The following is a 21,207-nucleotide window of genomic DNA, read 5'->3' on the forward strand; positions in this document are numbered from 1 at the left end:
AATCGCGCGGAATCCGAGAGTTTATCGAGCACCCCGCCTGCCTCCGCCCTCCGACATGACCCCTTCCGCAGAGCCCCTGCCGCCCAGCAAGGCCCCCACCGCGGCGGCCGACGACGGCTACCGGCTGTGCCAGCCGGCGCTGGCGCTGCGGGCGCTGGTGCTGGTGCAGGCGGCGAGCCTCGTGGTGCTGCTGTTCATGGCCGGTTCGTGGACACAGGCGCTGGCCGCGCTGGGGCCGATGATCTTCGCGGGCGTGGGGGGCACGCTGCTGTGGCTGGCGCTGGCCTGCGGACTGCGCCGGGCGCTGGCGCGGCAGCCGTCGCCGCGCCGCATTGCCGCGCTGGCCGCGCTGGGCGCGGTGGCGGCGCCGGCCGCCTGCGCGCCGCTGCTGGCGTGGGACATGGCGGTCGCGTCCCCACCCCGGCTGCTCGCACTGCCGCTGGTGGGAGCCGGCCTGGCGCTGCCGGTCGCGCTGTGGATCGAGGCCCGCGCACGGTCGCTGCGCCCGGCCGACGCCGATGCGCGGCTGGCCGAGCTGCAGTCGCGCATCCGGCCGCACTTCCTGTTCAACGCGCTGAACACCGCGCTGGCGCTGGTGCAGGTGGATCCGCCGCGTGCCGAGCGGGTGCTGGAAGATCTGGCCGAGCTGTTCCGCACCGCGATGGCGGAGCACGGCGCCGCCGTCAGCCTCGACGAGGAGGCCGCACTGGCGCGGCGCTACCTCGACATCGAGCAGGTGCGCTTCGGCGAGCGCCTGCGCGTGCTGTGGGAGCTGGACCCGGCTGCCGGCCGCGCGCGCGTGCCGCCGCTGCTGCTGCAGCCCCTGGTCGAGAACGCCGTGCGCCACGGCATCGAGCCCTCGCCGGACGGCGGCATCGTGCGCGTGCGCACGCAGGCGCGGCGCGGCGAGGTCGCCATCGAGATCGACAACACGCTCACCGATGCGGCGCCCTCCGTCCCCGGCCAGGGCATCGCGCTGGCCAACGTGCAGGACCGCCTGCGCCTGATGCACGACATCGGCGCGCACTTCGACGCCCGCCGCCTCGAGGGCTGGTGGCGCGTGCGCATCGTGATCCCCGACGACCGGACCCCGCCATGACGACCCTGACCGTGCTCATCGTCGACGACGAACCCCTGGCCCGCCTGCGCCTGAAGGCCCTGGTGCAGGCCTGCGGCGAGCCGCGCTGCGAGGTGATGGCCGAGGCCGGCAACGCCGCGCAGGCGCTGGCCTGGCTGATCGAGCACCCTTGCGACCTGGTGCTGCTCGATGTGCAGATGCCGGGCCAGTCCGGCATGCGCTTCGCCGCCGAGCTGAAGCGGCTGCCCCGGCTGCCAGCGGTGGTGTTCGTCACCGCCCACGCGGACCACGCGCTGGAGGCCTTCGAACTGGATGCGGCCGACTACCTCACCAAGCCCGTGCGGCGCGAACGCCTGCAGGCCGCGCTGCAGCGGGTGGCCCTGCGCCTGGGCCGCTACGAGACCCTGCCGGCCGAGGTGCCCGCGTTGGTCGTCAGCGAACGCGGGCGCGTGCTGCGGGTGCCGCTGGCCGATGTGCTCTACCTCAAGGCGGAGCTGAAGTACGTGACGCTGCGCACCGCGGAGCGCAGCTACCTGCTCGACGACTCGCTGACCGAACTGGAGCCCCGTCTCGGCGACCGGTTCCTGCGCATCCACCGCAACGCATTGGTGGCGCGCTCGGCCGTGCGTGCGCTCGTGCGCGGCAGCCAGCCGGGCGAGGCGGACGAAGCCGGCGAAGGCTGGGCGGTGCAGGTGGCGCCGGTCGACGAGTGGCTGTCGGTCTCGCGCCGGCAGCTGGCCGCGGTGCGCGAGGCGATCGAGGCGGGGAAATGGTGAGCACCCGGCGCCACGGGTACGTGCCGCCACCCGCCGAGCGGGTCAGGCCTTGGTGGCGGCCGGGGCGAGCGACGCCAGCGCGTACTGCAGCGCGAGCGAGTAGCCCAGGGTGCCGAGGCCGACGATGACGCCCACGGCGACGTCGGACAGGTAGGAGTGGTGCCGGAACGCCTCGCGCTTGTGCACGTTGCTGATGTGCACCTCGACGAAGGGGATCGCCACGCCCGCCAGCGCATCGCGGATCGCCACGCTCGTGTGCGTGAAGGCCCCCGGGTTGATGACGATGAAGCCCGTGCCGTCGGTGCGCGCCGCGTGGATCGCGTCGACGATCGCGCCTTCGTGGTTGCTCTGGAACGCATGCAGCTGCGCACCCGCCGCCTCGGCTTGCGCGCGGGCCATCGCTTCGACGTCGGCCAGCGTCGTCGCGCCGTAGATGTGCGGCTCGCGGGTGCCGAGCAGGTTGAGGTTGGGGCCGTTGAGCAGCAGGATCTTCATGGGGACTTTCTTCTTCAGCCGGCCAGCGCGCCCCGCGCCGGCCGCAGCTGCATCCGGTTGGGCAGCGGGGTGGAACGGCGCAGGATGTCCTCGCCCAGCCACACCGCCGCGCGCCGGGCGCGCTCGGCCACCACGGGCAGCGGCAGCTGCTGGTAGTCGTCGTTGAACACCTCGAAACTGTAGTCGCCCCGGTAGCCCATGCGGTCGAGCATGCGCACCAGCGCGACGAGCCGCTCGTTGTGCACGCCCTCGCCGGGGAACACGCGGAAGGTGCGTGCCGTCGCCATGCGCTCCTCGGGCGTGCGCACCTCGTTCCACATGAAGTCGGAGAGCTGCACCAGGAAGATCTTGCGCGGATCGACCTGCGCCAGGCCGTCAAGCGGCGTCTGCGTCGCGAGGATGTGGTACGAGTCGACGCCGATGCCCAGGTTGGGCAGGTCGGCCCGCTGCACCACGTCCCACGCCTGGGTGAATTCGTTGATGTGCCGCCCCCAGGACAGCCCCTCGAAGGCGACGTTGATGCGGTGCGGCAGCGCGAGCAGCGCCAGCTTGCGCAGGTCGCGCGCGATGACGTCGGGATCGGCGCTCGCATGCTGGGAGGTCGACGAACACGCCAGCAGCACGCGGCAGCCGAGCGCCGCGCACATCGACAGCATGCTCTTGGCGATGTCGACCTTGTAGTCGTGCAGGTGGCCCGACAGGCCCTCGAAGTCGCGCAGCACCTGGAAGCCGGTGACACGCAGCCCGCTGGCGCGCACCGCCCGCACCGCGGCGTCCACGCCGTCCGGGTGGCCGACCAGGTCGCGCGCCATCAGCATGATCTGCGAGAAGCCCGCCGCCTTCACCGCCGCCAGCTTGGCTTCCAGGCCGCCGGCCAGCGTGATGGTGTCCATGCCGAAATCATCGATGTGCATTGCTGGCTCCCTGTGCGTCACTCGGCGTGCACCAGCTCGAACATCGTGGTGTCGAGCCAGGTCTGCGTCAGCGCCCCGCGCTGGCCGGTGTGGACGCCCGGCGTCTCGACGAAGCCGACGCCGCGCTCGCGCAGCGCCGCCACGGCGGCCAGCACGTCCTGCGTGCCGAAGGCCACCCGCTGCAGGCATTCGTCGCCATCCGGCGCGCCGGCCTCGGGCTCGATGAGCTGCAGGTAGAACCCGCCGCAGGGGCTCGCCAGCACGCGGCCGCTGGGCAGGATGCCGAAGCGCTCGTCGTCGGCCAGCAGCCGGAAGCCGAAGAGCGCGCTGTAGAACGCGCACCAATCGTCGAGCCGGTCGCGTCCGATGTACTGCACGATGCCGAACCAGCGCAGGCCGGCGGGCGATGCCGGCCGGCGGTCCACGCCAGGGATCGGCACGAAGTCGACGTCGTAGATCGAGAACTCCTTGTGGCGGTCGACGAAGTAGATGCGGCTGGTGCCCGCCCCGTGGATGGCCGGGATGTGCAGCTCCATCGGCGCCACCTGCACGGGCACCTCCCAGGCGCCGCGTTCGAGCACGCGGCGGTAGGCCGCCGCCGCATCGCGCACGCGCAGGGCGATCGCGCTGATCGCCGGGGCCTCGGCCGGCGCCACGGCGCCGCCGTGGGCATTGACGACGACGTTCATGTCGCCCTGCCGGTACAGCGTGACCTCGCGCGAACGGTGCCGCGCCACGGGGTGGAAACCCATCAGCTCGAGCACGTGGCCCAGGGCCTGGGGGCGCGCGGTGGCGTACTCGATGAACTCGATGCCCTCGAGCCCGAGCGGGTTGGTGGCGTCGGCAGCGACTTCGCGTTCGTTCATGGCGATGGCCTCGTCTTCAGGGTTCGGTGCGTTGCGCCAGCAGGCGGCGGAAATGCAGGTCCACGCGCTGTGCGTCGGGCTCCAGGCTCGTGAACAGGCGGAAGGCGCCCAGCGCCTGCCCGACGGCCATGCCGCCGCCGTCGACGGTGGCGCAGCCGCGGGCACGCGCGGCCTTCAGCAGCGCGGTGTCGAGCGGGAAGTAAACGACGTCGGCAACCCACAGCGCAGGGTGCAGCAGGTGCTCGGGCAAGGGCATGCCGGGTAGCTTGTCCATGCCGGTGGGCGTGGCATGGATGAGGCCGCTGGCCCCCGCCAGCGCCGTGGCGACATCCTCGACAGCCGAGGCGCGGCCGGCCCCGTGGGCCGCCTGCAGCGCCTGGACGAGCGCCGACGCACGTTCGGGCTCGCGGTCGTTGACGACCAGGTGCTGCACCCCCATGCGCAGCGCGGCATGCGCGATGGCGGCGCCCGCCCCGCCGGCACCCAGCAGCACCACGCGCGACAGGTCCGCCTGCGGCAGCCGGCGCCGGAAGGCCTCCACCCAGCCCGAGCCGTCGGTGTTGTGGCCGATGAGCCGGCCGTCGCGCCGCACCACCGTGTTGACGGCGCCCATCGTGCGCGCTTCGTCGGACAGCTCGTCGAGCAGCGGGATCACCGCCTGCTTGCACGGGTAGGTGATGTTCAGGCCGTCGAAGCCGATGATGCGCACCGCCTCGATCAGCGTGGGCAGCGCCTCGGCGCCCACGCCGGCACGGTCGAGGTCGATCAGCTGGTAGTGCAGGCGCAGGCCATGCGCCGCAGCCTCCTCCTCGTGCATCGCCGGGGTCAGCGACCGCTGGATGCCGGCGCCGATCAGGCCGACCAGCACCTTGCGCGGCTGTGCTGCTGCAGGGGTATTCATCGCCGGCCTACTTGCGCACCTTGGCGATCTCGGCGTACAGCGCCTTGACCGTGGCCTCGCCGACGTTGGCGGTGTGCTTGTCGATCACGGGCTTGACCTTGTCGCGGATGCGCTGCAGCTCGGCCGGCGCAATGTCGTTGGCCTGCATGCCGGCCTTCTTCAGCTCGGCCAGCGCCGCGTCGGCCTGCGAGCGCGACACCTCGCGCTGGAAGGTCGTGGCCTCGGCCGCCGCCTCGGTGAAGATCTTCTTCTCGTCGGCCGACAGGCCGTCCCACAGCTTCTTGCTGACGATCAGCGCCTGCGGGTTGTAGATGTGGCGGGTGGCCGAGACGTACTTCTGCACCTCGTTGAACTTGGAGCTGAGGATCACCGTGTTCGGGTTCTCCTGACCGTCGACGGCCTTCTGCTCCAGTGCGGGGTACAGCTCGGGGAACGGCATCGGCGTGGCGTTGGCGCCCAGGGTGTTGAAGAGGTCGATGTAGATCGGGCTCTGGATCACGCGCAGCTTCAGGCCGGAGAAGTCTTCGAGCTTGGTGATGGGCCGCTTGCTGTTGGTCACGTTGCGGAAGCCCAGGTCCCAGAAGCCGAGGCCGACGAGGTTCTTCTCGTTCAGCTTGGCCAGCAGGCCCTTGCCGAATTCACCGTCGGTGACGGCGTCGGCTTCCTGCGCGTTGCTGAACAGGAACGGGAAGTCGAACACCGCGAACTCCTTGACCTGCGCGGTCAGGATGCCGGCGTTGAGCACCGTCATCTCCACCGTGCCGCCCTGCAGGGCCGACACGGTCTGCAGGTCGCCGCCCAGCGTGCCGCCGGGGAAGAGCTTGACGGTGATCTTCTTGCCCGACTTGGCGGCCACCAGGTCGGCGAACTTCTGCGCGCCCTGGGCCTGCGGGTGGCCCGTCTGGTTCTGGAATGCGAACTTGACGGTCCGTTCCTTGATGTCCTGCGCCATGGCGGCCGACAGCGGCAGCAGCGCGGCAAGACCGATGCACAGGGTACGACGGGCGAACTTGTTCATGGTTGTCTCCAAAGGGTTTGTGGGAGGAGCGGGACGGGAAAACGCCGCCGGGATCAACCGGTCAGCCAGCGCGCGGGCACGGTCACCAGCGCAGGGAAAAGGACCATCAGCAGCAGCATCAGGAACTCGGCCGCCATGAAGGGCCAGACGCCGCGCATCACGTCGTCCATCTTGATGCGCGCGACACCGGCCACCACGTTGAGCACCGTGCCCACCGGCGGCGTGACGAGGCCGATCGAGTTGTTGATGATGAAGAGCACGCCGAAGTACACCGGATCGATGCCCGCGGCCTTCACCACCGGCATCAGCACCGGCGTGAGGATCAGGATGGTGGGCGTCATGTCCATCGCGGTGCCCACCGCGATCACCAGCACCATGATCAGGAACATCAGCAGCATCGGGCGGTCGATGAAGGGCTGCAGCAGCTCCACCATCTTGCCGGGCAGGTCGGCCACCGTGATGAGCCAGGCCGAGACCAGCGCCGCCGCGACGAGGAACATCACGACGCCAGTCGTGCGGGCCGCGGTGACGAACACCGCATACAGCTGCGACGGCTTCAGCTCGCGGTAGATCACCACCGCGACGAAGAGCGAGTACACCGCTGCCACCACCGCCGCCTCGGTCGGCGTGAACACACCGAAGCGCAGCCCGACCAGGATGATGAACGGCAGCATCAGCGCCCAGCCCGCCTTGCGCAGTGCCAGCCACACCTCGCCCTTGGTGCTGCGCGGCGGCGGGGTGAGCTGCTCCTTGCGCACCACCCACCACCAGGTCAGCCACAGCGACGCGGCGATCAGGATGCCGGGGAAGATGCCGGCCAAGAACAGCTTGCTGATCGAGACGTTGGCGGCGACGCCGAAGATCACGAAGCCGATCGACGGCGGGATGATGGGGCCGATCACGCCGGCCGCGGCGATGAGCCCGCCGGAACGCGCCTTGTCGTGGCCGGCGGCGACCATCATCGGTATCAGCAGCGCCGAGAGGGCCGCCGCGTCGGCCACGGCCGAGCCCGACAGCGCCGACAGCACGCAGGCCGCGACGATGGCCACGTAGCCCAGGCCGCCCCGCACATGGCCCACCACGGCCAGCGCCAGGTCGACGATGCGCTTGGACAGGCCGCCGGTGTTCATCACCTCCCCGGCCAGCATGAAAAAGGGCACGGCCAGCAGCGGGAAGCTGTCGGCGCCGTTGATCACGTTCTGCGCCAGGATCTGGGCGTCGAACAGGTCGAGGTGCCACATCAGCGCGACGCCGCACAGCAGCAGCGAAAACGCGATGGGAATGCCCAGCGCCATGGCGCCGAGCAGCGAGCCGAGGAAGATGAAGATGGTCATCGCGAGGGCTCCTCAGCGCGCCTTGCCGGCGGCACGGTCTTCCTCGGCCAGGCGGGCCTGCAGCGCCTCGAACTCGGCCTGCTCCTCCGACTCCTTCACCATCACCAGCTCGTCGTCGCGCAGCCTGCCGGTGACCGCACGCCACAGGTCGCGCAGCAGGAAAACCGCCGCCGACGCGGCGAACACCGCGCCCGAGGCGTAGAAGAGGCCCATCGACAGCCCGGTGGTCGGCGCCTGCACATCGGCGTTGATGCGCGTCTGCGTCAGGCTGCCGCTGAAGAGCAGCCAGCACACCCACAACATCAGCAGCTGCCCGAGCACCAGGCACGCGCGGCGGCCGCGCGGCGGCAGGCGCGCCACCAGCATGTCGACACCCAGGTGCCCGTGCTCCTTGACGGCGATCACGGCCGCCAGGAAGGTCATCCACACGAAGAGCCAGCGCGAGAGTTCCTCGGAGACCGTGATGCCCGAGTTGAAGGCGTAGCGCAGCACCACGTTGCCGAACACCAGCACGACCATCACGGCCATGGCCAGGGCGATGGCCGCCTCCAGCAGCTTGCAGTAGCGGTTGATCCAGGTCTCCATCCACGTCTCCGTCGCGGTGCAGCACCGGCCGCGCCATGGACGTAATGTACGAACTAGTTAGTTTTCAAAAACCCGGAGTTTCCCCAGGTCCGGTCGGCCGCCCCGGGGGTCGAGCGTGGGGCGTCAGGCGCGCACGAAGCGCACAACCATCTCGACGATGCTGTCGCGCCGCGCAGCAGCGGCGACGGGGTCGTCGAAATCCTGTTTGAAGATGAGGCCGAACGTGTGCCGGTTGGCGACGTTGAAGAAGCACGGCGCGGCGATCGCCATGTGCAGCGCGACGGGATCGACGCCGGGACGGAAGATGCCCTCCTCCACGCCGCGCTCGTAGATCTCACGCACGGCCTCGATGGCCGGCACGTTCAGGCGCTGGATCGTCTTGCTCTGCGCCAGGAATTCGCCGCGGTGGATGTTCTCGTTCATCACCAGGCGGATGAAGTCGGGGTTGGCCGCCTGGTAGTCGAAGGTGAAGGCCACGAGCCTGCGCAGCGCGTCTTCCGGGCCGAGGTCGGCCAGGTGCAGCGTCGCCTCGATGCTGCGGATGCGGCTGTAGGCGGCTTCCAGCACGGCCAGGTACAAGCCTTCCTTGCTGCCGAAGTAGTAATAGATCATGCGCTTGCTGGTGCGCATGGCGTCGGCGATGACGTCGATGCGCGCGCCCGCCAGCCCCTTCTCGGAAAACTCGTGCGTCGCGACCTCGATGATGTCGGCCATCGTCCGGTCGGGATCGTTCGTGCGAGGGGCCGCCGCCGTCGCGGCCGCCTTCTTCCGGGGCGCGGCCCTGGGCCGGCGCACGGCATGTACCGTTTCGTTCATTCCGCAAGCGTAGCAGGCGCCACGCGCGGGCGCGGCTGTCAGGCCGGCAGGTGGGCGGGCGGCAGGCCGTCGCGCTCACGTGCCAGCATGCGTTCGTACAGCGCTTCCAGGTCACGCGCAAAACGCGCGCCGTCGAACAGGGCGAAGCCGTCGCGGCCTTCGTCCAGGTGGCGGCGCAAGGCCTGCAGGCGCCCGCGGTCCCGGGCTAGCGCGATGGCGGCCGCCTCGTACGCGTCGATGTCCGTGCAGGCCAGTTCGCCCAGGCCCACGTCGTGCAGCAGGCTGCCGGCCACGCGCGAGGCGAAGCTCTCGCCCATCATCGTGACGATCGGCACGCCCATCCACAGCGCGTCGCTGGCGGTGGTATGCGCGCTGCAGGGCCAGTTGTCGAGCATGAAGTCGACCACCGGCAACCGGGCGAGGTGCTCGTCCACGCCCACGCGCGGCGCAAAGCGGATGCGCCCCGGCTCGAGGCCGCGTGCCGCAGCCTCCCGCTCGATGTTTCTCATCGCCTGCAGGTTGTCCGCCAGCATCCACAGCAGGCTGCCGGGCACGGCCTTCAGGATCCGCACCCAGGCGTCGAAGGTCTCGGGCGAGAGCTTGAAGCTCTGGTTGAAGTTGCCGAAGATGACGGCGTCTTCGGGCAGCCCCCACTGCATGCGGCGGTGCGGCTCGGGCCGCAGCCGCCGGCTGTCGTTGGGCTGGTAGCAGTTCGGCATCTGCGCGATGTGCTCGCTGAAGTGCGCCGCGTGTGCCAGCGGCGTGACGTGCCGGTCGCCGATGATGTAGTCGATGTAGCTCGCGCCGCAGGTGCCCGGGAAGCCGAGGAAGGCCACCTGGATCGGGGCGGGCCGGTAGGCGAAGACGCCGAGGCGGTTCTCGAAGGTCTGGCCCTTCAGGTCGACCAGGATGTCGATGCCGTCGGCGTGGATGCCCCGGGCCATCTCGCCCAACGACATGGTCGTCATGTCGACGAAGCGGTCGCAGGCGGCGCGCACACGCTGTTGCGCGGCGCTGCCGTCGTCCTTGCCATGCGAATACAGCACCACCTCGAAGCGCGAGCGGTCGCGGCGTTCCAGCGCCTCAACCATCAGCAGCGACGTCGCATGGCTGTGAAAATCGGCCGACACGTACCCCACGCGCACGCGCCGCTCACCCGCGGCCGGCACGGTGTTGCGCGGCAGGACCTCGGCGCCGAACGCACAGCGCTGCGCCACCTGGCGCGCCGCCTTCAGGAACAGCGGCTGCGGCACGTCCAGCGCCGTCAACGCCCAGACGGCGCCCTCGCCGCGGGCGCTGGCCGGATCGGGATCCATGTCCTGCAGCGCCTGGATCAGTTGCGCGCGGTCTTCGTCGAAACGGCCCCAGGCGCAAGCGTACTGCCGCAAGTGCTGGACCATCACGCGCGCGGCAAAGCGGCCCGGTTCGAGCGTCACCGCGGTGAGGAAGCTTTCGGCGGCCTCCTCGAACAGCTTCATCTCCTTGAGCGAGAGCCCGAGCTTCATGTGCACCGCGGGGTCCCGCACGCACAGCACCATGGCCTCCAGGTAGACGGGCACCGCATCGGCATGGCGGCCCGCCTCGGCCAGCGCCGTGGCATGGTTGCTGACGAACTGGTAATGCTCGCGCGCCTCGCCCTCCCGGTGCTGCTCGAAGAGTTCCAGCGCGGCGGTGAACTGGTTCTGCCGCATCAGCACGGTGGTGAGCACGTGCACCGCCTTCAGGTTGTGCGGGTCCAGCGCCACCGCGCGGCGCGCGGCCTCCGCCGCCCCCTCGACTTGGTTCAGGTGGTTGCGCGCCGAAGCCAGCGCGACCCACTGCTCCACGCCGAAGTGCGGATGGCCGGTCATGCGGGAGAGCAGCGCTTCGGCCTCCTGCCAGCCACCGGTGCGGCTGGGCGCGGCCGCCGGCAGCGCGCCGCTTGCGGACACGGGAAACCGCAGGGCGGCAGGGGGCAGCAGGGGGCGAGCGAGCATGGCGGAACCGTCCTTGGGAATCAGTCCGGGCAATCTATCCGCGCAGCCTCCGACCCATTACCACAAACAGCCAGCGGCTTACCGCTCATTTACATCTGCATGGGGGGCTCAACCCTCAAGTCCCGACAAACCGGGTCCGATAAGGCCTCCATCAGCGCTGATCACAAGGTGCTGAAGTCCCGGGGCCCTCCCGGGAGCAGGCCCACCCAAGGAAGCACGGGCCTGGACCGGGAGGGATGGCCGGGCACCGCCTGGCCGTCGGCCGGTAGGACGCAGACCCGCCGCACACATCGGATATGCGGGTCATGCCGAACACCAGCAGGCAGCCGGCACGGCTGATGGAGGCTCACCTCCGCCAGACGAGGCAAATCCGGCACAAGCCGGGATCTCATCATCATTTGGAGTGTGTTCCATGGCCATGACCATCAATACCAATGTCGCTTCGCTGACCGCTCAGCGCAACCTCAGCGCTTCGCAGAACACCCTGTCGACCTCGATGCAGCGCCTGTCCTCCGGCCTGCGCGTCAACAGCGCGAAGGACGACGCAGCCGGCCTCGCCATCGCCGAACGCATGGGCGCCCAGACCCGCGGCCTGAACGTCGCGGCCCGCAACGCCAACGACGGCATCTCGCTGGCGCAGACCGCCGAAGGCGCGCTGGGCAAGGTCGGCGACATGCTGCAGCGGATGCGCGAACTGGCCGTGCAGTCGGCCAACGCCACGAACAGCGACACCGACCGCGAAGCGCTGCAGGCCGAAGTGGTGCAGCTGCGCGATGAAATCGACCGCGTTGCCAAGAACACCGCATTCAACGGCAAGAAGCTGCTCGACGGCTCGTTCGCCGCCGGCAACTTCCAGGTCGGCTCCAACTCGGGCGAAGTGATCACCATCGCCGCGCTGACCGACTCGTCCGCCGAAGGCCTGTCGAAGGTCACGTACGGCTCCGGCAGCCTGACGGGCATCTCGGCCGGCGCCATCACGACGCTGACGGAAGTCACCGGCAACACGATGGCCGTGCAGGTCAGCGGCGTGTCCTACTCCCTGGGCGACCTGGGCGTGGCCCGCACGGCGGAGGAACGCCTCGGCCAGACCGTCGAGGCCATCAACCGCCTGACCGCCGACACCGGCGTCACCGCCTTCCTGAAGAAGCAGGACGCCGGCACCTACGAGATCCAGTTCCGCTCGGCGAACACCGTCAACGGCCAGGGCACCACCGCCGTCGGCGTCTCGTTGGCGGGCTTCGACTACGCCAGCACCGGCGTCACGGCCGGCGCGCTGGTCACGGCCGGCACGGGCACCTCGGCCGCCGGCATCGACGAGCTGAAGATCGACACCGCCGAGGACGCCTGGCTCGCGATGAAGCAGATCGACGACGCGCTGGTGCAGATCAACAGCACCCGTGCCTCGCTGGGCGCCGTGCAGAGCCGCTTCGAAAACGCCGTGTCGAACATCCAGACGCAGGCCGAGAACACCTCGGCCGCCCGCGGCCGGATCGTCGATGCCGACTTCGCCTCGGAAACCGCCAGCCTGTCGAAGGCGCAGATCCTGCAACAGGCCGGCACCGCGATGGTCGCCCAGGCCAACCAGCTGCCGCAGCAGGTGCTGCAGCTCCTGGGCTAAGCCCCCCCCGCAAGCGGCGCCCGCCCGGCGCCGACTGGCGACAACGCCCCCACCAGCGCCCCGCCGGCCTCGCCGCGCGGGGCGCTGGCGCTTTGAAACTGAACCCCGTTTGTCTTGCTCTTCGGGCCTTTGTCACGCCTTCAGCGGCCGAACAATGGATCCGTCCCATGGTGATCGCGGCAGCAGGCCGGTTTCCAACCCTGGGCCTACCCTAGGAGAGCGTGATGCCGCAGACCATCAATACCAACATCGCGTCGCTGAATGCGCAGCGCAACCTGAATGCGTCGCAGAGCAGCCTGCAGACCTCGATGCAGCGTCTGTCGTCGGGCCTGCGGGTCAACAGCGCCAAGGACGATGCCGCCGGCCTGGCCATTGCCGAGCGGATGAACACCCAGGTGCGCGGCCTCAACGTCGCGGCCCGCAACGCCAACGACGGCATCTCCCTCGCGCAGACCGCCGAAGGCGCGCTCGGCAAGATCGGCGACATGCTGCAGCGCATGCGCGAACTCGCCGTCCAATCGTCCAACGCCACCAACAGCGAGCAGGACCGCAACGCGCTGCAGGCCGAGGTGTCGCAGCTGCGCGATGAAATCGACCGCGTCGCCAAGCAGACCGGCTTCAACGGCACCAAGCTGCTGGACGGCAGCTTCTCGGCCGCGACATTCCAGGTGGGCTCCAACTCCGGCGAGGTCATCACCGTCGCCGCGCTGACCAACGCCTCTGCCGACGGGCTGTCGAAAGTGGTCTACGGCGAAACCAGCCAGATCGGCATTTCGGCAGGCGGCATCAGCTCCCTCGGCCTGATGACCGGCGGCTCGCTCGCCGTCTCGGTCAGCGGCGTCTCGTTTTCGCTCGGGGACCTGGCACTCGCCCGCACCGGCGAGGAGCGGCTGGGCCAGGTGGTCGAGGCGATCAACCGCCTGACCGCCGACACCGGCGTCACCGCCTTCCTGAAACAAAGCTCCGACGGCATCTTCGACGTGCAGTTCCGCTCCGACAAGCTCGACGCCAGCGGCAGCGCGGTGGCCATCAACCTCGTCGGCTTCGGCGCGGCGACCACCGGCATCTCGGCCGCCTCGATCGCCGCCGGCAACGCCACCTCGCTGGCGGGCATCGACACCTTGACCATCGACACGCCGGAAGACGCCTGGCTCGCGATGAAGCAGATCGACGATGCGCTGGTGCAGATCAACGGGGCGCGCGCCACGCTGGGCGCGGTGCAGAGCCGGTTCGAGAGCGCGGTGTCGAACATCCAGACGCAATCGGAGAACACCGCCGCGGCGCGCGGCCGGATCATGGACGCCGACTTCGCCGCCGAGACCGCCAACCTCTCGCGCGCGCAGATCCTGCAACAGGCCGGCACTGCGATGGTGGCGCAGGCCAACCAGTTGCCGCAGCAGGTGCTGCAGCTGCTGCAGTCCTGACGCCGGCGCACGTCCGCGGCCTCAAGTCCGGGGCCCGGCGACCGATTAGCAGTTGGCCGGCCGACCCGCCGGCCGCTCGCCGTTGTACGAACGTCAACAGAAGCAAAGGAAGGACGCCATGGCCATCACCTCGATCGGGATCGGCAGCGGTCTCAAAGTGGAGGAGCTCATCACGGGGCTGATGGATCTCCAGAGAAAGCCGCTGGAACTGATCGAAGACCGCGCCGAGGGCATCAACGCGAGGATCTCCGCGTTCGGCTCCATCACCTCGGCGATGGAGGACTTCCGCTCCGCGTCCGTCAAGCTCGCCGGCCTGGGCACCTGGAACACGATGAACGGCAGCACCACCAACGACAAGGCGGTGGGCGTCACCACGAGCACCGGCGCCAGCGCCGGCAACTATGCGGTGACGGTGCAGCACCTGGCGACGTCGCAATCGATATCGACCAAGGCCTACGCCTCGGCCACCTCGTACGTCGGCTCCGGCAAGCTGAACATCGACATCGGCAGCTGGGACGACGGCAACACCGCGTTCACCGCGAAGTCCGGCAACAAGACGCTGAGCGTGGAGGTTTCGGCAACCGATACGCTGACCACGCTGCGCGACAAGATCAATGCGCTGGGCAGCGGCGTCAACGCATCCATCCTCAACGACGCCAGCGGCGCCAGGCTGGTGATCAACTCGCGCGAGACCGGCGCCACCAACGGCTTCCGCATCACCGCGGAAGACAGCGACGGCGGCAACGCCGACAACGCCGGCCTGTCGGCCTTCGCGTTCGACCCGCCTTCGGCCACCACCACGACGCTGCAGCAGTCGGGCACCGACGCCCAGGCGAAGATCAACGGCCTGGCCGTCACATCGGCCAGCAACACGCTGACCAACGTCGTCGAGGGCGTCACGCTGACGCTGGCCGCCGAGACCACGGCACCCGTGTCCATCAGCGTCAAGCCCGACACCGAAGGCATGCGCAAGACGCTGGACGAGTTCGTCACCGCCTACAACGACCTCAGCAAGCTGCTGTCGTCGCAGACCAAGTACGACAGCGAGACCAAGACCGCGGGCGCGTTGCAGGGCGACAGCACGGCGCTGTCGCTGCAGCGCCAGCTGCGCGGCATCCTGGGCGCCGCCTCCCCGGCCTCCTCCGCCTTCCCGACCCTGTCGGCGGTGGGCATCGAGATCCAGCGCGACGGCACCCTGACCGTCGACGACACCAAGTTCAACAAAGCCGTCGAAGGCAACCTCGCCGAGGTGCGCAAGCTCTTCACCGCCACGGACCTGAAGGACAACAGCCGCAGCGGCATCGGCACCCAGTTGCGCAAGTTCTCCGACTCGGTGCTCAGCGTGCAGGGCATGCTGTCGACCCGCACGGAGAGCCTGAACGACGGCCTCGACCGCAACCTCGACGAGCAGGACCGCTTCAACGCCAAGCTCGAGAACGCCGAGAAACTGCTGCGTGCGCAGTACACCGCGCTCGACACGCGGATGGCGTCGCTCAACTCGCTGAGCGCCTACATCACGCAGCAGATCACGTCCTGGAACCAGAGCAAGTAAGCCGGCGGCAACCCCCCGAAGTGGCGGACATTTCCACCCTGCACCACGGTTCAAGTCACCCAGCGCGAGGGCCGATAACAGGACATCGCAGCAGCCACCGTCCACGCCACCATGTACGCCCCGCACGCCGCCTCGCCCTTCGGCCACGCGCACCCCTTTGCGAACATGTATCGCAGCGTGGGCGTGCGGACGAGCGTCGACGCCGCCGATCCGCACCGCCTCGTGGCCATGCTGTTCGACGGGTTCATGGATGCCGTGGCACAGGCCCGCGGAGCGCTCCAGTCCGGTGACGTCGAACGCAAGGGCCGCGCCATCTCGCGTGCCGCGCGCATCGTCGACGAAGGCCTGAAGGCTTCGCTCAACCTCGAGGCCGGCGGCACGCTCGCCAACGACCTCAGCGATCTCTACAGCTACGTCACGCTGCGGCTGACGCAAGCCAACCTCCGCAACGACGAACAGGCGCTGGAGGAATGCCGCCGCCTGATCGAGCCGCTGCGCGAGGCCTGGGCATCGATCGCGCCCCAGGCCGAAGCAGCCCAGACGCAAGCACGATGATCACCACTTTCCGAGACCGCGCAGGACAGACCATGAATGACAACCTGCTCAACTACTACGAAGCCATCGAGCGCGCCAGCGCCGACATGCTCGAGGCTGCCCGGGCAGGCAACTGGGACCAGGTCCTGAAGCTCGAAGGCGCCTGCGTGCTGCTGATCTCGCAGCTCAAGCACGCCGCGCGCACCGAGAAGCTCGCCCCCGAATCGATGCAGTTGAAGACGCGCATCATGCAGCGCATCCTGGTCAACGATGCGGAGATCCGCATCCTCGCCGAGCCCTGGATCGAAGACCTGGACAACCTGATGTCCGGCCAGTCCCAGACCCTGCACTGACCGGCCGCCGCACGCCGCCATGTCACCCTCCACGCAGCCGGCTCCGCTGGACGCCCTCTCGGGCAACGACCGGGACGCCTTCCGCGTCGATGCGCCCGAGCAGGTGGCGGCGCTGCTGCGCGAGCTGCTGGACGAAGGAGCGACGGTGCACCTCAGTGCGCCGGACGGCAGCGCCTACACGACCACCGTCTGGACGGTGGACGCGCCGCTGCGCAAGATCAGCTTCTCCGCCGAAGGCGACGACCCGCAGCTGCAAGCCCTGGTCGATGCGGGCGAGGCCACGGTCGTCGGCTACCTCGACAACGTCAAGCTGCAGTTCGACCTGCAGCAGCTGCTGCTCGTGCACGGCCACCGGGCGTGTGCACTGCAGGCCGCGATGCCGGCCGAGCTGTACCGCTTCCAGCGCCGCAACAGCTACCGGGTCCGCCCCGTCGCCCGCAACACACCTGGTGCATACCTGCGGCACCCGTCGCTACCCGAGATGCAGTTCGCGCTGCGGGTGCTCGACGTGAGCCTGTCCGGCTGCGCGATCTTCCTGCCCGACGACGTGCCGCCGCTGCCGCCCGGCGTGCAGCTGCACGGGGTGCGCATCGAGCTCGACGCGCACACACGGTTCGACACCACATTGCAGGTGCACCACGTGACCTCGCTGAATCCGCAGAGCGGCGGCATGCGGCTGGGCTGCTCGCTCACCGGGCTCGACGGGCAGGCACAACGTGCCCTGCAGCGCTACATCGACCAGACTCAGAAGCGCCGCCGCCTGCTGGCGCTGGACTGACGACGGATGGCAGCCCCTGCCGCCGTGCCGCGCACCATCGGCCGTGCGAAGCGCCGCAGCCGCGGGCTCACCTTCATCGAGGCGGTGGTGGTGATGGGCATCGTCGCGGCCTTCGCCGCCGTCGCCATGCCCGCGTACAACGACCTGTCCGCCCGGCAGAAGCTCGCGGGCGCCTCGCAGCAGGTGGCCGACGACCTGCAGGAGGCGCGCAGCGAGGCCGTCCAGCGCAACCGCAGGGTGTACGTCAGCTTCCGCAGCGGCGCGCAGTGGTGTTATGCCATCAGCCTGCAGCCGGCATGCGATTGCGCGCAGCCTGCCGCCGCGTGCGCCCTGCGCCGCGGCGACGGCCAGGCCTTCGACGGCGTGGGCCTGCCTGCTGCGCGGGACACCGCCTTCGACCCCCGCCTGGGCCTGGCGAGCACGCCCGCCGGGGTCACGCTGGCGCTCGGGGAACGTACCGCCGAGGTGCAGCTGGCCGCCTCCGGCCGTGCCCGCGCCTGCGCCCGCGGGGCCGATCTGCCCGGCCTGCCGCGCTGCAGCTGAGGCGCCCTGCCGCACCACGGCCCGGGCCGCGTGCTACAAACCCGGCTTCCCAAGCCGTACTCGCCCTCCCGGGCCGCCCCACCATGTCGCCGCTGCAGATCTTTTATGTCGAGGACAACGACGACTTGCGCGAAACCATCGGACTGCTGCTCGAAGCAGACGATCGTGTCGTCACGTCGTTCGCCACCGCCGAAGAGGCCCTCGAAGCCTTCGAGCGCGCACCCTGCGACGTCGTGGTCACCGACGTGAGCCTGCCCACGATGTCGGGGGTGGATCTTGCCCGCGCCGTGCTGGCCCACCAGCCCGGCACCTGGGTGGTGCTGTCCTCCGGCTATGCGATCACGCGCGGCATCGAGACGCTGGGGCCGACCGTGCGGTCGCTGCCCAAGCCGTTCGAGATCGAGGAGATGGACACGCTGCTGGCCGAGATCGCCGGCGCCATCGCCCAGCGCCGCGCCTGACGCCCCGGGTCACCGGTTGACGGTGACCCACTGCCACTCGAGCCAGTTGTCGGCGCGGTGCACGACCTCCACGTTGCTGCGCGCGGCCCAAGGGATGAACTGGCGGTGCAGCGGGATGTGGTGCACCTGCTCGTTGTGCCGCAGGAACACCTGCTTGATCAGCGCCTTGCGCCTGGCCGGGTCGGCTTCCTGGCTGGACGCCGCCGCCAGCGCATCAAGCTCGTCGTCCTTGAAGTTGCCCCGGTTGTATTCGCCGACCCCCTTCTGCCCGCGGTTGCGGTAGATCGGCGTGAACGTGGTCTCGGCATCGGTGATCGAGCCGCCCCAGCCGAAGAGGTACATCGACGTATCGAGCTTCTCCACCTTGTTGAAGAAGAGCGACTTCGTCTGCGCGTTGACCCGCACCTTCACGCCGATGCGGGCCCACTGCGCGGCCAGCGTCACCGCGATGCGCTCGTCGTTGACGTAGCGGTCGTTCGGCGTGTCCAGCGTGACCTCGAAGCCGTTCGGGTAGCCCGCCTCGGCGAGCAGCTTCTTCGCCAGCTCGACGTCGTACGGCAGGCGCTTCTCGATGTCCGGGTCGCCGAAGCTCGCCAACGGCGAGGGCACCAGCGCGCCGGTCGGCGCGGCCTGGCCGTTCATCAGCTTGGTCTTGATGGTCTCGATGTCGACGGCGTGGTACAGCGCCTTGCGCACCCGCAAGTCCTTCAGGGGATTCTTGCCCTTGACGTTGCTGTACAGCAGCTCGTCGCGGCCCTGGTCCATGCCGATGTAGATGACGCGGTTCTCGGGGCCGTCGATCACCTTGACGCCGCTGGTGCGGCGCAGGCGCTCCACGTCGGGCGGCGACGGGTCGAGCACGAAGTCCAGCTCGCCCGAGATCAGCGCCGCGGTGCGCGTGGCGCCGCTGCCGATCGGCGTGTAGACCACCTCCTGCACGTTGCCGTCGATCTTGCCCCAGTAGCCGGGGTTGCGCTTGTAGACAGTCTTCACGCCGGGCGCGCGGCTCACGACCATGTACGGGCCCGTGCCGTTGGCATGGCGCGCGGCGAAGGATTCCTCCTTGTTCGCGAAGTCCTGCGTCTTCGTCGCCTTGTTCTCCTCCGCCCAGCCCTTGCTCATGATGTAGATCGTGTTGAGCTTCTGCAGGAAGATGGGCTCGACCTGCGGGAGCGTGAACTCCACCGTCAGGTCGTCGATCTTCCTCGCGGTGCCCAGGGCATTGGCATACACCGCGATCTGCGAGGTGGGCTGCTTGGCGCGCTCGAGCGAGAACACCACGTCGTCGGCCGTGAACGGCCGGCCGTCGTGGAACTTGACGTTCGGCCGCAGCTTGAAGGTCCATTTCAGCGGGCCGTCCTGCTTCCATTCGGTGGCGAGCAGCGGCACGATCTCCAGCTTGCGATCGCGGCCGACCAGGAACTCGTACACCTGCCCGTTGATCGCGTTCGTCAGCGATTCGTTCTGCGCGTACGGGTCGAGCGTCAACGGGTCGCCCGCGCTGGCCCAGCGCAGCGTCTGCGCGTGCGCCGGGCCCAGCAGCGCCAGGGCCAGCCCCGCGGCGGCCAGCAGCGCCGGTGCGCGCCGGAAGGAAGTGAATCGCGTCATGGCAGCTCCTGTCGAGTGGTTTGCGGCAGTCTATGTCCGGCCTTATGCGCTGGCCGAGCTTGCTTAGAGCTTCGGCTGCGGCGAGCTGCGCAGCCGCCCGTAGAGGCGGCTCAGCGCATACAGCCCATGCGCATGCCCGGGCTGCACCTGGTCCCAGCCGAAGCGCCAGGACCACGAGCCTTCGCCCACGCCGGGCACGTTCATGCGCGCATCGCCGGGCAGGCCGAGCACGTCCTGCATCGGGTGCACCACCGTGTCCGCCACCGAGGCGGCCGCCGCACGCATCAGCGCCTGCACGACACCGTCGTCGTCGGTGCCGAGGTAGGCGCGCACGTGCGTGCGCTCGCCGTCGCCGGCAGCCGACCACCAGCCGCGCGTGGTGTTGTTGTCGTGCGTGCCGGTGTAGACCACGCTGTCCGGCGTGTGGTTGTGCGGCAGGTAGGCGTTGTCGGTCTCGCCACCGAAGGCGAACTGCAGGATGCGCATGCCAGGGAAGCGGAAGCGCCGCCGCAGCTCCACCACGTCGGGCGTGATGATGCCCAGGTCTTCCGCGATGATCGGCAGCGGCCCGAGCGCCGCGGCCACCGCGTCGAACAGCGCCGCGCCGGGCCCGGGCAGCCAGCGGCCGTGGATGGCGGTGGGCTCGTCGGCCGGGATCTCCCAGTAGCCCGCGAAGCCGCGGAAATGGTCGATGCGCACGATGTCCGTCAGCTCGAAGATGCGGCGGATGCGCTCGACCCACCATGCATAGCCTTCGGCCGCGTGCGCGCTCCAGCGGTAGAGCGGATTGCCCCAGCGCTGTCCCGTCTCGCTGAAGAAGTCGGGCGGCACGCCCGCCACGACCGTCGGCCCGCCGTCGGGCCCCAGCTCGAACAGCTCCTGGCGCGCCCAGACCTCGGCACTCTGGTGGGCGATGAAGATCGGCGCGTCGCCGATGATCTGCACGCCGCGCGCGTTGGCGTGGGCGCGCAGCGCCTTCCATTGGCGGAAGAAGCTCCACTGGCAGAAGACGTGGAACGCGATGCGCTCGGCGTGCAGCACGCGGGCCTGCGCCAGCGCCTGCGCATCGCGCTGCGCCAGCGGGGCCGGCCATCCGCACCAGTCGATGAACCCGTGGTGCTCCCATAGCGCCATGAACAGCGCGTAGTCGGGCAGCCAGCTCGCATGCTCAGCGCAGAACGCCTCGTGCGCGGCGCCGTGCACACCCGGCGCGGCAGCGAAGCGGCGGGCCGCCCGGGCCAGCCGGGCCATGCGGTAGGGCACGACGAGGCCGAAATCGACCCGCATCGCATCGAAGCCCGGCTCCGGCACCAGGTCCGCCTCGTCCAGCCAGCCATGGCGCTGCAGTTCACCGAGGTCGATCAGCAGCGGGTTGCCGGCGAAGGCCGAACTGCTCATGTAGGGCGAGTTGCCGGGACCGATGCCGCCGAGCGGCAGGATCTGCCACAGCGACTGCCCGGCCCCCTCCAGCCAGTCGACGAAGTGGTACGCGGCGGGCCCGAGGTCGCCGCTGCCGTGCGGGCCGGGCAGCGAGGTCGGGTGCAGCAGGATGCCGGACAGGCGGGGGAAGCGCATCG

At 69.6% G+C, this 21,207-nt stretch carries 21 protein-coding genes; 10 read left to right on the plus strand and 11 right to left on the minus strand.

Annotated features, from left to right (window positions below):
* Nucleotides 1-55 precede the first annotated feature (55 nt).
* Nucleotides 56-1,099 (plus strand): sensor histidine kinase, encoded by a 1,044-nt coding sequence (locus tag V4F39_RS05930; RefSeq protein ID WP_332288385.1) that lies wholly within the window; start codon nt 56-58, stop codon nt 1,097-1,099.
* Entirely contained in the window at nt 1,096-1,854 is a 759-nt protein-coding gene (locus V4F39_RS05935) for a LytR/AlgR family response regulator transcription factor (RefSeq protein WP_332288386.1), read from the plus strand. The genes V4F39_RS05930 and V4F39_RS05935 overlap by 4 nt, the downstream gene beginning before the upstream one ends.
* A gap of 42 nt (nt 1,855-1,896) precedes the next feature.
* Here the strand turns inward: V4F39_RS05935 and aroQ are convergent, their stop codons facing one another.
* From aroQ to V4F39_RS05980, 9 genes are all read right to left on the minus strand, one after another.
* Complete coding sequence (aroQ, locus tag V4F39_RS05940) at nt 1,897-2,349, minus strand: type II 3-dehydroquinate dehydratase (RefSeq protein ID WP_332288387.1); 453 nt, start codon at nt 2,347-2,349, stop codon at nt 1,897-1,899.
* A 14-nt stretch (nt 2,350-2,363) separates the two neighbouring features.
* The gene (locus V4F39_RS05945; RefSeq protein ID WP_332288388.1) at nt 2,364-3,263 is read right to left on the minus strand and encodes a sugar phosphate isomerase/epimerase family protein; all 900 of its coding nucleotides are present in this window, start codon (nt 3,261-3,263) and stop codon (nt 2,364-2,366) included.
* A gap of 17 nt (nt 3,264-3,280) precedes the next feature.
* The gene (locus V4F39_RS05950) at nt 3,281-4,129 is read right to left on the minus strand and encodes a VOC family protein (RefSeq protein WP_332288389.1); all 849 of its coding nucleotides are present in this window, start codon (nt 4,127-4,129) and stop codon (nt 3,281-3,283) included.
* A 16-nt stretch (nt 4,130-4,145) separates the two neighbouring features.
* A complete protein-coding gene (locus V4F39_RS05955) occupies nt 4,146-5,030 on the minus strand; it encodes a shikimate dehydrogenase (protein ID WP_332288390.1) in 885 nt (294 codons plus the stop codon).
* A gap of 7 nt (nt 5,031-5,037) precedes the next feature.
* Complete coding sequence (locus tag V4F39_RS05960; protein WP_332288391.1) at nt 5,038-6,048, minus strand: TRAP transporter substrate-binding protein; 1,011 nt, start codon at nt 6,046-6,048, stop codon at nt 5,038-5,040.
* A 53-nt stretch (nt 6,049-6,101) separates the two neighbouring features.
* A complete protein-coding gene (locus V4F39_RS05965; protein WP_332288392.1) occupies nt 6,102-7,382 on the minus strand; it encodes a TRAP transporter large permease subunit in 1,281 nt (426 codons plus the stop codon).
* Between the two features lie 12 nt (nt 7,383-7,394).
* A complete protein-coding gene (locus V4F39_RS05970; protein ID WP_332288393.1) occupies nt 7,395-7,967 on the minus strand; it encodes a TRAP transporter small permease in 573 nt (190 codons plus the stop codon).
* 123 nt (nt 7,968-8,090) lie between these two features.
* A complete protein-coding gene (locus tag V4F39_RS05975; protein ID WP_378235087.1) occupies nt 8,091-8,783 on the minus strand; it encodes a TetR/AcrR family transcriptional regulator in 693 nt (230 codons plus the stop codon).
* A 38-nt stretch (nt 8,784-8,821) separates the two neighbouring features.
* The gene (locus tag V4F39_RS05980) at nt 8,822-10,759 is read right to left on the minus strand and encodes an O-linked N-acetylglucosamine transferase, SPINDLY family protein (RefSeq protein ID WP_332288395.1); all 1,938 of its coding nucleotides are present in this window, start codon (nt 10,757-10,759) and stop codon (nt 8,822-8,824) included.
* Nucleotides 10,760-11,171: 412 nt separating this feature from the next.
* Here V4F39_RS05980 and V4F39_RS05985 point away from each other — a divergent pair, with 412 nt between their 5' ends.
* The 8 genes from V4F39_RS05985 to V4F39_RS06020 all read left to right on the plus strand — a co-directional run bounded on the left by V4F39_RS05985 (nt 11,172) and on the right by V4F39_RS06020 (nt 18,022).
* Nucleotides 11,172-12,377, plus strand: a complete 1,206-nt coding sequence (locus V4F39_RS05985; protein WP_332288396.1) for a flagellin N-terminal helical domain-containing protein — start codon at nt 11,172-11,174, stop codon at nt 12,375-12,377.
* 224 nt (nt 12,378-12,601) lie between these two features.
* A complete protein-coding gene (locus V4F39_RS05990; protein WP_332288397.1) occupies nt 12,602-13,801 on the plus strand; it encodes a flagellin N-terminal helical domain-containing protein in 1,200 nt (399 codons plus the stop codon).
* Nucleotides 13,802-13,919: 118 nt separating this feature from the next.
* Nucleotides 13,920-15,353: a flagellar filament capping protein FliD gene (gene fliD, locus V4F39_RS05995; RefSeq protein ID WP_332288398.1), complete on the plus strand. Its 1,434-nt coding sequence runs from the start codon at nt 13,920-13,922 to the stop codon at nt 15,351-15,353.
* A 111-nt stretch (nt 15,354-15,464) separates the two neighbouring features.
* On the plus strand, nt 15,465-15,908 hold the full coding sequence (gene fliS, locus V4F39_RS06000) for a flagellar export chaperone FliS (protein WP_332288399.1): 444 nt from the start codon (nt 15,465-15,467) through the stop codon (nt 15,906-15,908).
* Nucleotides 15,909-15,940: 32 nt separating this feature from the next.
* Complete coding sequence (locus V4F39_RS06005) at nt 15,941-16,240, plus strand: flagellar protein FliT (RefSeq protein WP_332288400.1); 300 nt, start codon at nt 15,941-15,943, stop codon at nt 16,238-16,240.
* Between the two features lie 19 nt (nt 16,241-16,259).
* Nucleotides 16,260-17,018 (plus strand): flagellar brake protein, encoded by a 759-nt coding sequence (locus V4F39_RS06010; protein WP_332288401.1) that lies wholly within the window; start codon nt 16,260-16,262, stop codon nt 17,016-17,018.
* A gap of 6 nt (nt 17,019-17,024) precedes the next feature.
* On the plus strand, nt 17,025-17,561 hold the full coding sequence (locus V4F39_RS06015) for a GspH/FimT family pseudopilin (RefSeq protein ID WP_332288402.1): 537 nt from the start codon (nt 17,025-17,027) through the stop codon (nt 17,559-17,561).
* 83 nt (nt 17,562-17,644) lie between these two features.
* Nucleotides 17,645-18,022, plus strand: coding sequence for a response regulator (locus V4F39_RS06020; RefSeq protein WP_332288403.1), 378 nt, complete (start codon nt 17,645-17,647; stop codon nt 18,020-18,022).
* 9 nt (nt 18,023-18,031) lie between these two features.
* Here the strand turns inward: V4F39_RS06020 and V4F39_RS06025 are convergent, their stop codons facing one another.
* Complete coding sequence (locus V4F39_RS06025; RefSeq protein WP_332288404.1) at nt 18,032-19,630, minus strand: ABC transporter substrate-binding protein; 1,599 nt, start codon at nt 19,628-19,630, stop codon at nt 18,032-18,034.
* A 63-nt stretch (nt 19,631-19,693) separates the two neighbouring features.
* Entirely contained in the window at nt 19,694-21,205 is a 1,512-nt protein-coding gene (gene malQ / locus V4F39_RS06030; RefSeq protein ID WP_332288405.1) for a 4-alpha-glucanotransferase, read from the minus strand.
* Between the last annotated feature and the right edge of the window lie 2 nt (nt 21,206-21,207).

It is taken from the genome of Aquincola agrisoli (assembly GCF_036621135.1).
GTDB lineage: Bacteria > Pseudomonadota > Gammaproteobacteria > Burkholderiales > Burkholderiaceae_C > Aquincola > Aquincola agrisoli.

Bases quoted from the DNA above. Each gene is read 5' to 3' on its own strand.
- V4F39_RS05930 (WP_332288385.1), top strand. From the start codon at position 56: ATGACCCCTTCCGCAGAGCCCCTGCCGCCCAGCAAGGCCCCCACCGCG.
- V4F39_RS05935 (WP_332288386.1), top strand. From the start codon at position 1,096: ATGACGACCCTGACCGTGCTCATCGTCGACGACGAACCCCTGGCCCGC.
- aroQ (WP_332288387.1), bottom strand. From the start codon at position 2,349: ATGAAGATCCTGCTGCTCAACGGCCCCAACCTCAACCTGCTCGGCACC.
- V4F39_RS05945 (WP_332288388.1), bottom strand. From the start codon at position 3,263: ATGCACATCGATGATTTCGGCATGGACACCATCACGCTGGCCGGCGGC.
- V4F39_RS05950 (WP_332288389.1), bottom strand. From the start codon at position 4,129: ATGAACGAACGCGAAGTCGCTGCCGACGCCACCAACCCGCTCGGGCTC.
- V4F39_RS05955 (WP_332288390.1), bottom strand. From the start codon at position 5,030: ATGAATACCCCTGCAGCAGCACAGCCGCGCAAGGTGCTGGTCGGCCTG.
- V4F39_RS05960 (WP_332288391.1), bottom strand. From the start codon at position 6,048: ATGAACAAGTTCGCCCGTCGTACCCTGTGCATCGGTCTTGCCGCGCTG.
- V4F39_RS05965 (WP_332288392.1), bottom strand. From the start codon at position 7,382: ATGACCATCTTCATCTTCCTCGGCTCGCTGCTCGGCGCCATGGCGCTG.
- V4F39_RS05970 (WP_332288393.1), bottom strand. From the start codon at position 7,967: ATGGAGACCTGGATCAACCGCTACTGCAAGCTGCTGGAGGCGGCCATC.
- V4F39_RS05975 (WP_378235087.1), bottom strand. From the start codon at position 8,783: ATGAACGAAACGGTACATGCCGTGCGCCGGCCCAGGGCCGCGCCCCGG.
- V4F39_RS05980 (WP_332288395.1), bottom strand. From the start codon at position 10,759: ATGCTCGCTCGCCCCCTGCTGCCCCCTGCCGCCCTGCGGTTTCCCGTG.
- V4F39_RS05985 (WP_332288396.1), top strand. From the start codon at position 11,172: ATGGCCATGACCATCAATACCAATGTCGCTTCGCTGACCGCTCAGCGC.
- V4F39_RS05990 (WP_332288397.1), top strand. From the start codon at position 12,602: ATGCCGCAGACCATCAATACCAACATCGCGTCGCTGAATGCGCAGCGC.
- fliD (WP_332288398.1), top strand. From the start codon at position 13,920: ATGGCCATCACCTCGATCGGGATCGGCAGCGGTCTCAAAGTGGAGGAG.
- fliS (WP_332288399.1), top strand. From the start codon at position 15,465: ATGTACGCCCCGCACGCCGCCTCGCCCTTCGGCCACGCGCACCCCTTT.
- V4F39_RS06005 (WP_332288400.1), top strand. From the start codon at position 15,941: ATGAATGACAACCTGCTCAACTACTACGAAGCCATCGAGCGCGCCAGC.
- V4F39_RS06010 (WP_332288401.1), top strand. From the start codon at position 16,260: ATGTCACCCTCCACGCAGCCGGCTCCGCTGGACGCCCTCTCGGGCAAC.
- V4F39_RS06015 (WP_332288402.1), top strand. From the start codon at position 17,025: ATGGCAGCCCCTGCCGCCGTGCCGCGCACCATCGGCCGTGCGAAGCGC.
- V4F39_RS06020 (WP_332288403.1), top strand. From the start codon at position 17,645: ATGTCGCCGCTGCAGATCTTTTATGTCGAGGACAACGACGACTTGCGC.
- V4F39_RS06025 (WP_332288404.1), bottom strand. From the start codon at position 19,630: ATGACGCGATTCACTTCCTTCCGGCGCGCACCGGCGCTGCTGGCCGCC.
- malQ (WP_332288405.1), bottom strand. From the start codon at position 21,205: ATGCGCTTCCCCCGCCTGTCCGGCATCCTGCTGCACCCGACCTCGCTG.